8 protein-coding genes and 1 pseudogene are annotated in these 11,592 nt (G+C 72.6%); 1 reads left to right on the forward strand and 8 read right to left on the reverse strand.

Going from position 1 to position 11,592, the window contains the following annotated elements; genetic code table 11:
* Window positions 1–149: 149 nt before the first annotated feature.
* The 7 genes and pseudogenes from AB0399_RS01885 to AB0399_RS01915 form a co-directional block, all read right to left on the reverse strand.
* The gene (locus tag AB0399_RS01885) at window positions 150–2,807 is read right to left on the reverse strand and encodes a polynucleotide kinase-phosphatase (RefSeq protein WP_366409933.1); all 2,658 of its coding nucleotides are present in this window, start codon (window positions 2,805–2,807) and stop codon (window positions 150–152) included.
* Entirely contained in the window at window positions 2,804–4,345 is a 1,542-nt protein-coding gene (locus AB0399_RS01890) for a 3' terminal RNA ribose 2'-O-methyltransferase Hen1 (RefSeq protein WP_366409934.1), read from the reverse strand. The genes AB0399_RS01885 and AB0399_RS01890 overlap by 4 nt, the downstream gene beginning before the upstream one ends.
* A 165-nt stretch (window positions 4,346–4,510) precedes the next feature.
* The gene (mmuM, locus tag AB0399_RS01895) at window positions 4,511–5,386 is read right to left on the reverse strand and encodes a homocysteine S-methyltransferase (protein ID WP_366409935.1); all 876 of its coding nucleotides are present in this window, start codon (window positions 5,384–5,386) and stop codon (window positions 4,511–4,513) included.
* A gap of 133 nt (window positions 5,387–5,519) precedes the next feature.
* On the reverse strand, window positions 5,520–6,440 hold the full coding sequence (locus AB0399_RS01900; protein ID WP_328470401.1) for an LLM class F420-dependent oxidoreductase: 921 nt from the start codon (window positions 6,438–6,440) through the stop codon (window positions 5,520–5,522).
* 35 nt (window positions 6,441–6,475) lie between these two features.
* Window positions 6,476–6,934, reverse strand: a complete 459-nt coding sequence (locus AB0399_RS01905; RefSeq protein WP_366409936.1) for a DUF6099 family protein — start codon at window positions 6,932–6,934, stop codon at window positions 6,476–6,478.
* Between the two features lie 132 nt (window positions 6,935–7,066).
* Entirely contained in the window at window positions 7,067–7,441 is a 375-nt protein-coding gene (locus tag AB0399_RS01910; protein WP_366409937.1) for a nucleotide pyrophosphohydrolase, read from the reverse strand.
* 1,301 nt (window positions 7,442–8,742) lie between these two features.
* Window positions 8,743–9,885, reverse strand: a pseudogene (locus AB0399_RS01915) (ATP-binding protein); the annotation flags it as partial.
* 176 nt (window positions 9,886–10,061) lie between these two features.
* Between AB0399_RS01915 and AB0399_RS01920 the strand changes: the two are divergent.
* Window positions 10,062–10,751, forward strand: coding sequence for a DUF1697 domain-containing protein (locus AB0399_RS01920; protein WP_366409938.1), 690 nt, complete (start codon window positions 10,062–10,064; stop codon window positions 10,749–10,751).
* 87 nt (window positions 10,752–10,838) lie between these two features.
* Here the strand turns inward: AB0399_RS01920 and AB0399_RS01925 are convergent, their stop codons facing one another.
* Window positions 10,839–11,582 (reverse strand): N-acetylmannosamine-6-phosphate 2-epimerase, encoded by a 744-nt coding sequence (locus AB0399_RS01925; RefSeq protein WP_366409939.1) that lies wholly within the window; start codon window positions 11,580–11,582, stop codon window positions 10,839–10,841.
* Window positions 11,583–11,592 lie beyond the last annotated feature (10 nt).

Raw genomic sequence — 11,592 nt, forward strand, 5'->3', positions numbered from 1 at the left:
TGGTGGGTGCGGGTGGCTACGGGCACCGGCGGTGCCGTACGACGGGCGGTGCCGTACCGCGGTGTGCGGCACGGCACCGTACGCGTACGGCCCGACGGGGGCGGACGGGTTCACCGCCGCGGGTTCACAGCGGGTTCACAGCCCCGGGTTCACAGCCGCGGGTCGACCGGCTCGGACTCCAGCGCGAGCACCGCGAAGACCGCTTCGTGCACCCGCCACAGCGGCTCACCGGTGGCGAGCCGGTCCAGCGCCTCCAGGCCGAGGGCGTACTCGCGCAGGGCGAGGGACCGCTTGTGGCCGAGCGTACGGCCGCGCAGCCGGGCCAGGTGCTCGGGGCGGGTGTACTCCGGACCGTAGATGATCCGCAGGTACTCCCGGCCGCGGCACTTCACCCCGGGCTGCACCAGTCGGCCGGACTCGGTGCGTACCAGCGCGGCCAGCGGCTTGACCACCATGCCCTCGCCGCCCTCTTCGGTCATCTCCAGCCACCAGCGCACCCCGGCGGCCACCGACTGCTCGTCGCCGGTGTCGACGTGCAACCTGCGGGTGGGCTGGAGCAGGCCGCTGGTGTCGGCCTCGACCAGGCGGTCGATGAGGGCGAGCTGCCGGTCGTGCGGCACGTCCGCGAGGCTGCGGTCCTGGACGGCGAGCAGCTGGAACGGTGCCAGCCGCACCCCGTCGAGACCGTCGGTGCTCCAGCAGTAGCGGCGGTACGCCTCGGTGAACGCGGCCGCGTCGGCGGCCCGCTCACCCTGCCGGGACAGCAGCGTGGAGACGTCGGTGCCACGCTTGGCCGCCGCCTCCAGCGCGGCGAGGGCGGCGGGGAAGGCGGCGCCGGACGCGGCGCCCACCGCGGCGTACTGCTTGCGCAGCAGACCGGACGCCTTCAGCGACCACGGCAGCAACTCGGCGTCGAGCAGCAGCCAGTCGGTGCCCAGCTCCTCCCACAGGCCGGCGGTGGTGACGGCCGCGCGCAGCCGGGCCAGCACCTCCTCGGTGACGGCCGGGTCGTCGAAGAAGGGCCGGCCGGTGCGGGTGTGCACGGCGCCGGTGACCCCGGGGGCGGTGACGCCGAAGCGGTCCCTGGCGGTGGCCTCGTCGCGGCAGACCAGGGCGACCGCGCGCGAGCCCATGTGCTTCTCCTCGCAGACGACCTGTGCGACGCCGTCGTCCCGGTAGGCGGCGAACGCCTCGGCCGGGTGCTCCAGGTACCCCTCCTGGGTGGACGTGGCGCACGGCGACATGGTCGGCGGCAGATAGCCGAGCAGGCGCGGGTCGACCGCGAAGCGGCTCATCACCTCCAGGGCCGCGGCCGCGTTCTCCTCCCGGACGGCGAGCCGGCCCATCCGGGAGGTCTCGACGGTACGGCGGCCGGCGACGTCGGCGAGGTCGAGCGGACGGCCGTCCTTCGCGCCGGGCGCGGGCGTGGCCAGCGGCTTCACCGGCTCGTACCAGACCTGCTCGGCCGGCACGTCGACGATCTCCCGCTCCGGCCAGCGCAGCGCGGTCATCCGGCCGCCGAAGACGGCGCCGGTGTCGAGGCACAGGGTGTTGTTGATCCACGACGTGGTCGGCACGGGGGTGTGGCCGTAGACGACGGCGGCGCGGCCGCGGTAGTCCTCGGCCCACGGGTAGCGCACGGGCAGGCCGAACTCGTCGGTCTCGCCGGTGGTGTCGCCGTACAGGGCGTGCGAGCGGACCCGGCCGGAGGTGCGGCCATGGTACTTCTCGGGCAGCCCGGCGTGGCAGACCACCAACTTGCCCCCGTCCAGCACGTAGTGGCTGACCAGGCCCTCGACGAAGGTCTTCACCTTCGCGCGGAACCCGGGGTCGCGCTCGTCCTCCCGCTCGAACTGCTCGATGGTCTCGGCGAGGCCGTGGGTGTGCTGCACGTTGCGGCCCTTGAGGTAGCGGCCGAGCTTGTTCTCGTGGTTGCCCGGCACGCACAGGGCGGTGCCCGCCTCGACCATGCCCATCACGCGGCGCAGCACGCCCGGGCTGTCCGGACCCCGGTCGACCAGGTCGCCGACGAACACGGCGGTGCGGCCCTCGGGGTGGGTGCCGTCGCGGTAACCGAGCTTCGCCAGCAGCGTCTCCAGCTCCGAGCTGCATCCGTGCACGTCCCCGATGATGTCGAAGGGGCCGGTGAGGTGGGTCAGGTCGTTGTACCGGCGCTCGGTGACCACCCGCGCGGTGTCCACCTCCTCGGTGCCGCGCAGGATGTGGACCTTGCGGAAACCCTCGCGCTCCAGGCCGCGCAGCGAGCGGCGCAGCTCGCGCGTGTGGCGCTGGACGACGTGGCGGGGCATCCCGGCGCGGTCCGGGCGGGTCGCGTTGCGATCGGCGCACACCCGCTCCGGGACGTCCAGCACGATCGCGATCGGCAGCACGTCATGCTCGCGGGCCAGCGCGATCAGCTGGCGGCGCGCCTCGATCTGCACGCTGGTCGCGTCGATCACGGTGCGGCGCCCCGCCGCGAGCCGCTTGCCCGCGATGTAGTGCAGCACGTCGAACGCGTCGCGCGTCACGCTCTGGTCGTTCTCGTCGTCGCCGACCAGGCCGCGGCAGAAGTCCGACGAGATCACCTCGGTCGGCTTGAAGTGCCGCGCGGCGAACGTGGACTTGCCCGAACCGGTGGCCCCGATCAGCACGACCAGCGAAAGGTCGGTGACGGCCAGCTCGCGCGGCGGCTTCACCGCGTCCGGCGCGGCCGCGGAAGCCGGTGTGTCCTGGATCTGCGAGGTGTCCGGAGTGTCCGGGTTGTCCGGGGTGTCCGGGGCGCCCGGGTTCATACGGTGCTCGGTCATGCGACGGCCTCCTTCTCGTCCTTGTTGTCCTGGTCCTGCTCGCGGCCCTGCCTACGGTCTTCACCGGTCCCGGCGCCGTGATCCGCGTCGGGGCCCCCGGCGAGAGCGAAGACGGCCATCTGCGTGGGCGCCCCCACCTCGGGGTCGTCCGGCCCGACCGGCACGAACCGCACCTGGTAGCCGTACTGCTCCGCCACCCCGTCCGCCCACGCGCCGAACTGCGCCCGCGTCCACTCGAACCGGTGGTCCGCGTGCCGCACATGCCCGGCCGGCAGCGACTCCCACCGCACGTTGTACTCGACGTTCGGCGTCGTCACGACCACCGTCCGCGGCCGAGCCGCCCCGAACACGGCGTACTCCAGTGCCGGCAGCCGCGGCAGGTCCAGGTGCTCGACCACCTCGCTGAGCACCGCCGCGTCGTATCCCTTCAGCCGCGCGTCGGTGTACGCCAGCGATCCCTGGAGCAGCGCGACCCGCCCCGCCTGCCGCTCCCCCATCCGGTCCAGCCGCAACCGGCGCGCCGCGATGTCCAGCGCCCGCACCGACACGTCCACACCCACGATCTCGGTGAACCGCACCTCCTTCAGCAGCGCCGCCACCAACTGCCCCTGCCCGCAGCCCAGGTCCAGCACCCGCGCCGCGCCCGCCCCACGCAGCTCGGCGAGGATCGCCTCCCTGCGCTGCACCGCCAGCGGCGCCGGCCGCTCCGCCACCTCCTCGGGCACCTCCGGCTCCACCGCGTTGTCGATCTCCTCCACCTCGATGTCATCGGCGTCGGCCAGCCGCACCAGCTCCAGCCGCTCCATCGCCTGCCGCGTCAGCGACCAGCGCCGGGAGAGGTAGCGGCTGGTGATCAACTTCTGCTCCGGGTGCCGCGGCAGCCACCCCTCGCCGAACCTCAGCAGCTTGTCCACCTCGTCCGCCGACACCCAGTAGTGCTTGGCGTCGTCCAGCACCGGCAGCAGCACATACAGGTGCCGCAACGCGTCGGCCAGCCGCAACTCCCCTTCCAACGTCAGCGCCACATACCGCGACTCGCCCCACTCCGGAAACCTCGCGTCCAGCGGGATCGGCTCGGCCGCCACCCGCCATCCCAGCGGCTCGAACAGCTTCGCCACCAGTTCCGGCCCACCCCGCGCGGGCAGCACGGGCACCTCGACCCGCAGCGGCATCGGCGCCGCCGCCCGCTCCGGATGTGTCCGGCACTCCCCGCGCAGCGCGCTGGAGAACACCGTCCGCAACGCCACCGCCAGCAACGACGACGCGGCATACGGCCGGTCGTTCACATACTGGGCGAGCGCGGCATCGGGCGCGCCACCACGACCTCGGCCCTTCCCGCGCCGCACCAGCGCGGGCGAATCCACCTCCAGCAGCAACGCAGCGGTGGTCGACTCAGCGGTCGCCTCGGGGTAGAACACATGCGCCTCGCCGTACGCCGTCGAGAACGCCTGTGCCTTGTCCGGATGCTTGTGAAGCAAGAACCCCAGGTCAGTGGCCGGAACTTCGGTGCTGCCGGTGGCAGTGATCGTCATGAACACATATCCGAGTATCGACGGCCGGGCTCCCGGCCGACACCGGATTACCGACCGCCCGCGCTCTGCTGCCCCCGACCGCCCATCCCGGGACGCCTTGCCCCGGGACCGCCTGCCCCGGGACTGCCTGGCCGCTTCCCGAACCACCGCCCGCCGAAGCCGCCCGCCGGCTCAGCCGCCCCGCAACTCCGCCGCGACACCGGTGATCCCGGCCGGGCCCACCCGGCAGCAGCCGCCGACCAACCGCGCGCCCGCCTGCCGCCACCCGGTCACCAGCCCCGGATCGAACACCGAACCCCCCACCCAGCGCCGGCCTTCGGCGTCCCACTGCTCTCCGCTGTTGGGATAGGCCACCACCGGCTTGCCCGAGACTTCCGCGGCCAACCGCACCGCATCCGTCACCTCACCCGGGGCGCAGCAGTTGACGCCCACCGCGACCACCTCGTCCCGGCCCGCCACCAGCGCGAAGGCATCCTCCAACCGCTGCCCGGCCCGTGTCCGGCCGCCCTCGATCGTGTACGACAGCCACACCGGCGCCCCGGTGCCCTCGGCCGCCCTCAGCATCGCCTCCCCTTCGTCGACATCCGGAACCGTTTCCAACGCGAGGACATCCGGCCCCGCCGCCGCCAGCGCCTCCATCCGCGGTCGATGGAACCTCTCCAACTCCCGCACGCTCAGCCCGTACCGCCCGCGGTACTCGCTCCCGTCCGCCAGCATCGCGCCGTACGGTCCGACCGAAGCCGCCACCCGCGCCCCGGGCCGGCCCGCTGCCGCCCGCCGGGCCAGCTCGACGCTGCGGCGCAGGAGTCGTGTCGCCTCCGCGCGGCCGACACCGCGCTGCGCGAACCCTTCGTACGTCGCCTGATAGCTGGCCGTGGTGAGCACCTGGGCGCCCGCTTCCAGGTATGCGGTGTGGGCCGCGAGGATCTGCTCGGGCTCGTCCGCCAGGAGCCGTGCCGTCCACAGCGGGTCCGCCAGGTCGCAGCCCTGGTCCGCAAGCTGGTTGGACAACCCGCCGTCCAGTACCAGCGCCCCTTCGTCCGGCACGACCGGCCTTCCTCCGATCGCCTCACCTCTCTTCTCCGTTGCTTCCGCGGTGCGCTCTTCTCCGGCGGCCGGTCCGCCCGGCCCGCGGGCGGGGCCAGGCTCCGCCGCGGGCACGGGCGGCGTCACCGCGCCGTCACCCGACCTGCGACTGGACCTGCGCGGAGATCAGCTCCAGGTGGTCCAGATCCTTCAGGTCGAGAACCTGGAGGTAGAACCGCGTGGCGCCCGTCTCGGCGTACCGCCCGATCTTGTCGACGACCTCGGCAGGCGACCCGGCCAACCCGTTGGCCTTCAGATCGTCCACCTCCCGGCCGATCGCCGCCGCCCGCCGGCTCACCTCGGCGTCGTCCTTGCCGACCGCGACGACCAGAGCGTTGGACAGGACGATGTCGTCCGCCGCCCGACCGGCCGACCGCGCCGCCTCCCGCACCCGCTCGAACTGCTTGCCGCTGTCCTCGACCGACGCGAACGGCACGTTGAACTCCGCCGCGTAGCGCGCCGCCAGCTCCGGCGTGCGCTTGACACCCATCCCGCCGATGATCACCGGAAGCGACGGCTGCGCGGGCTTGGCCAACGCCGGCGAGTCCTTGAGCTGGTAGAACTTGCCGTCAAAGTCGAAGGTCTGCCCCGCAGGTGTCCCCCACAGTCCGGTGATGACGGCCAGCTGCTCCTCCAGCCGGCCGAACTTCTCCTTCGGGAAGGGGATTCCGTACGCGGTGTGCTCCGCCTCGAACCACCCCGCGCCGAGCCCGAACTCGACGCGGCCGCCCGACATCTGGTCGACCTGCGCCACCTGGATGGCCAGCACACCAGGCAGCCGGAAGGTGCCCGCGGTCATCAGCGTGCCGAGCTTGATCCGGCTGGTCTCCCGCGCGAGGCCGGCCAGTGTGATCCACGCGTCCGTGGGTCCGGGCAGACCGTCCCCGCCCATCGTCAGGTAGTGGTCGGAGCGGAAGAAGGCGTCGAAGCCCAGGTCCTCGGTGGCCTTGGCGACGGCCAGCAGCGTGTCGTAGCTCGCCCCTTGCTGGGGCTCGGTGAAGATACGTAGATCCATTCCTCCATCCTGCATCAGGTGCGGGGCCGACCGCGTCACCCCGAATCGGCGCGCGCCAGCACTTGCGCTCGGTCCTTGGCCTCGTCCACCGCGTCCAGCGCTTCGACGCACTCCCAGTAGGTCTTCTCGTCGCAGGCGGAGGAGATGAGCTCGACCAGGGCGAGCCCGATCTCACCGAGGAGAGCCCGCAGCGCCCGCAGTGTGCCCCCGGGCTCACGGACCGTGCTCAACCGGGCGGCCCGGGGCGGGCCGACCCGCGTGGCCGAGACCACCGGCGCGGGCCCGGCCCGCGACACCGTACGCCCCGGATCGCGCGCCGCCCCACGCTCGCCGGGTCGGCCACCCTCCGCCTCTCGCCCCCACACCTCCGCCAGCAGCCGTCCGATCGCCTCCGTCAGCTCATACGCCTGCCATGCCTCGGCGATGACGTCGTCCGGCTGCGGATCGCGGCCCATCGCCCGTTCCGCCTCCGCTACAAGCCGTGCCGCATCCATCTTCTGCACCCTCCGCGTCAGCGCGGCGACTCGGTGCCGCCGTCCTCATGTCACCCAGAGTGACACGGCGCAAGCGGTCAGCGAGGGGCGGATTCGAAGCTGTGGATAACTCTCCGATTGTGGATAACTCGATCACTCTTTCGAGGGATGGTCGCGCCCGGAAACCCCGTCCTCGGCCGGTCCGGGCACGGGAAACCGCAGTTCGTTGCGGTCGATCTTCGCGGCAAGCGCGGCCAGCACGTCGATGTCGAGCACGGCGCAGAACTGCAGCAGATACGCCAGTACGTCCGCCACCTCGTCCCGTACCCGGTCCGCGTCATCGTCCCCGTCCATCACCGCCACCGACTGCTCGGGAGTCAACCACTGGAAGATCTCCAGAAGTTCCGAGGCTTCCACGCTCAGCGCGGCGGCGAGGTTCTTCGGGGTGTGGAAGGGCTCCCAGCGGCGCGCGGCCGCGAAGTCCACGAGGCGTTGCTGCAGTTCGGCGAGATCGTGTGTGTCCGTCACTCGGACTGGTCTACCTCATCTTCACCCTCGGCCGCGGCGGGGAGCGGTTCACCGTGCGCGCATGTACAAGGGGGGTGGGAGCCGGCAACTCCGGTTTCGTTGCGGGCGGGCGGCACGGAGCCCGCTTGTGGCGTGGGCGCGGGGACGGGTGTGAGGCCGGTACGGGGCGCGGGCGAGCGCGTGGGGCCGGTGCGGGGCGCCGGTACGGGCACGGCGGCCGTCGAGGACGGGCCTGCCGACGAGGGCGGGCCCGTCTGTACGGGTGGACCTGTCGGTAGAGGTGGACCTGCTTGTGCAGGCGGCCCTGCCGGTGCGGGCTCGGGCGGCACCGGCTGCGCGAACGCGGCATCGAACCACGCTGGTTCCGCGTGCCCGGGCACGTCGTCGACGGATTCGGTGTAGACGTAGTCGGCTCGATCGAAGCCGCGGTAGTCGGGGGCCTCATACTCGGAGTCGTCGAATTCGGAGTCGTCGTACGCCAGACCGCCGTACCCGAAGTCGTCGTATCCCGCCTGGTCGAAAGGCGCTTCACCGTAACGAGAGGCTCCGGACGCCGACGGCGCGACGGGGACATCCGGGGAAACCGCACCGCTCGGAGCGGGTTGGGCCGGTCCTCGCTCGTCGTCGACGGCCTCAGCCCAGGTGTCCCGCGCCACCGCATGCCCCGTCGTCGACTCAGCCCTCGCCGACGCGCTGTCGAAGGCACCGTCTCCCTCCCCCGCGAACCCGCCCGTGTCCCGCCGTTCGACTCCACCCGGTCCGGACGCGCACGGCCTCTCCGCCCCGCCTACCGCCGACTCATCACCCGGGTCCGGGTCCTCGGCATCGCCCGCTCCCCTCCCGGCGCCCGCACCGCCGACGTCATCCACCGCACCGGCCACACCGTCTTCATCAACCGAGCCGGTCGCGCCAGCCGCGGACACCCCATCGCCTGAGAGTTCCGCCTCCACCGAACCCGTCGCACCAGCAGAGCTCACCACGTCCCCGACACCGGCGGCTCCCGTCAGGTCCGCCACGTCCGCCACCTCGGCCACGTCCGCCGCCGCCTCGGCCACGTCCGCCATGCCCCCAACTTCCGCCGCATCCGCCACGTCTCCGCCAGCCTCGGAGCCTGACGCACCCGCAGAGCCCCCCACACCCTCGGAGCCTGACGCACCCGCCCCGCCCCCAGCGCCCGCGCTCTCCCCGCCGCTCTGCTCCGCGCCGTCCCCCGCCCTCCCCTTCTTCTTCATCAACTTCGTCACCTTCGACCCCGCCCCGAGCACCGTGAGCGCGACCCCGCCCGCCGTGTCGATCCCCTCCGCGTACGCCGGGTCCTGCACGGTGCACAGCAACCTGATGTGGCCCCGCGCGGCGGCGATCCCCGCCAGCCGGAGCAGTTCCCGGGCCTGCCGCCGGTCGACACCGACGTCGAGCCCGTCGGCCACCACGGTCAGCACCTGCCCGGCCGGCAGATGCTCGGTACTGGTGTCGACGTCCAGCACCCCGGGTCCGGTCAGCAGCACCAACGCCATCGCCAGAAAACGCAGTTCCCCGTCGCCGAGCCGGTCGACCGGGACCATACCGAGCGCGCCGCGGTCGACCGCGGCGATCACCGCCTCGACCAGCGGCTCCCGGCCGTCGCCCGCCATCAGCGCGGGCAGCGCGGTCAGGCCGCGCACCGGCCCGCTGCACACGTCGCGTACCGCGCCGACCAGCATCCCGTGCCGGATGCTGCACTCGTGCTCGGTCCTGGCCAGCACCGCGGACAGGTTGTCGCACGAACCGCGCAGCCGCCCGTCGCCGACCCGGACGGGGCCGCGCATCAACTCCGGCCGCGGCGCGATCGGGAAGACCCCGCGCAGCGCGACCACGAGCTGCTCGGCCGCGGACAGCACCAGCCGCTGCCCCTCCGTATGCCCGGAGACCCGCAACGGCAGCAACGACGTGGCCAGCCGGTCGTCGGGAAGGGGCGCGCGGGTGACCGCGACGGCGCCGGCGGTGTGCCAGGCGGCCTGCACGGTCGGCCGGGTCGGGTCACGCAGAGCGGTGGTCAGAAGAGTCTCGCCCGAGCCGGTGAGCCGTTCACCGACGATCCGCAGGGTGGGTTCGACCTGGACGGCCAGGTCGAGGCGGACCGGGCCGAGCGGCCCACTGGTGGTGCAGCCGATCCGGAAGCCGCGCCGCCCCTGCGCATCGGCCCTCGCGCCCTGCGGCACGCATGCCGCCGCTCCCCCGCGCACGAACGACCGGCCGGTGCCGGACACCGCGAACACCTCTTGCAGATCTGCTCCGGACGCGAGCCGGCCGAGCACGGCCAGACCTTCGAGGACGCTCGACTTGCCCGTGCCGCTGGCCCCGGCGAGGAGTGTGAGCGGTTCGAGCGGGAAAGTGGCGCCGCGATGTGACTTGAAGGCCGACAGCCGGAGTTCGGTGACGATCGGGCGCTGCGGGCTGCTGCTCATGGGCGCGAAGTTAATGACCGTCGATCGTGCCGAACCGTTCCAGCGTACGTTTCGTCCCTCGAAAGAGGGACATCCGGCATAACCCGCATGGATTCAGGAGAAACAGACCTACAGCGGATCGAATCGCGGCGGTGCCCGAATCACCACCGGCCCGAGCCGCACACCCCCCCACACGCATGACCCCTCTTTACGCACCCGCGCGCGCCCGCCCGCCGCGGCCCACCACCACTACCTTTACGGAGGTGACGAAACCCAGTACCAATACGCCACGTTCACCGAAGAGTGCGGGCCCCGCGGCCACCGCAGACAGCGCGGACCCGCCCGCCACCAGCTATGTCGCACTTCTGCGCGGCATCAATGTCGGGGGCCACTCACGAGTCCCCATGGAGACACTGCGCGGCCTGCTCACCGACATGGGCGGCACCGCGGTGCGCACCTACCTGCAAAGCGGCAACGCCGTCTTCACCCACGGAAAGGAGGAGGAACCGCAGCGCCTGGCAGCGGAGTTGGAGCAACGCATCGCCGACGAGCTGGGGCTGACCATCGCGTGCCTGGTCCGGACGGGGACGGACCTGCGACGCGTGGTCAACGCCAACCCGTTCGCGATGGAGGGTGTGAACGGCTCGCGGTTCGTGGTCGTCTTCTTGTCCGGGCCCCCGCCCCGGGACAAGTTGGCGGCCCTGGACCCGGCCGTCTACGCCCCCGACGAGTTCCGGGCCGGTGAGCGGGAGATCTACGCCCACTTCCCGGACTCGATCCGCAACTCCAAGCTGGCCGCCCGCTTCTCCGACCGCTGGCTGGGTCTGACCGCGACCTCGCGCAACTGGAACACGGTCGTCAAGCTCCTGGAGCTGAGCGGTGGGTGAGCGGGCACCCCGGGTGGACCGGAGTGCCCGCGGCACCTCTCGGCGCGGGACCGGCGGAGCCGACCGCTCGCCGGGCTGTCGACCGGGCTATCCGCCGGCCTGCCCCATCCCCTCGGCGAACCACCGGGTGAGGCTGGTCGGGTGGGTGATGGCCGTGCCGACGACGACCGCGAATGCACCCGCGTCCAGGGTGGCTTGGGCCTGCGCGGGAGTGTGGATACGCCCCTCGGCCAGCACCGGGACGGAGAGCGCCGCGCTGAGCCGGGCGACGAGGTCGAGGTCGGGACCCTGCGGGTGGGGAGTTCCGCCGACGTGACCGGACAGGGTGGTGCCGACCACATCGGCACCGAGGGCGGCCGCCTCGATGCCCTCCTCGTAGCTGGAGACATCGGCCATGAGGAGCCGGTCGGCCTGGTGTACGGCGGTGACGGTCTGCTCCAGCGTCTCGCCGCCGGGACGCGGACGGAAGGTCGCGTCCACGGCCACGATGTCCGCCCCGGTCGCTGCGACTTCGCGGGCGTGCCGCGCAGTCGGGGTGATGTAGACCCCTGAAGTGCCGTCCTTCCAGAGGCCGATCAGCGGGACGTCGGTCACCGCGCGGATGGCGCGCAGGTCGTCGAGCCCCTGGGCGCGGATGCCGGCCGCACCGCCTTCCAGTACGGCGAGCGACATCTGACGCATGATCAGCGGGTCACGCAGCGGCTCCCCCGGGTACGCCTGGCAGGAGACGATCAGCCGTCCGCGCAGCCGTTCCAGGATGCCGGCACGGGCCGGACCCGTACGGTCGGCGCTCCCGGTGCCGGCTCCGGCGGTCGCCGCGGCCCCACCCATGGCTGCGGGC

Origin of the sequence: Streptomyces sp. NPDC088194 (assembly GCF_040702025.1) — a bacterium.
In the GTDB taxonomy this organism is placed as follows: Bacteria; Actinomycetota; Actinomycetes; order Streptomycetales; family Streptomycetaceae; genus Actinacidiphila.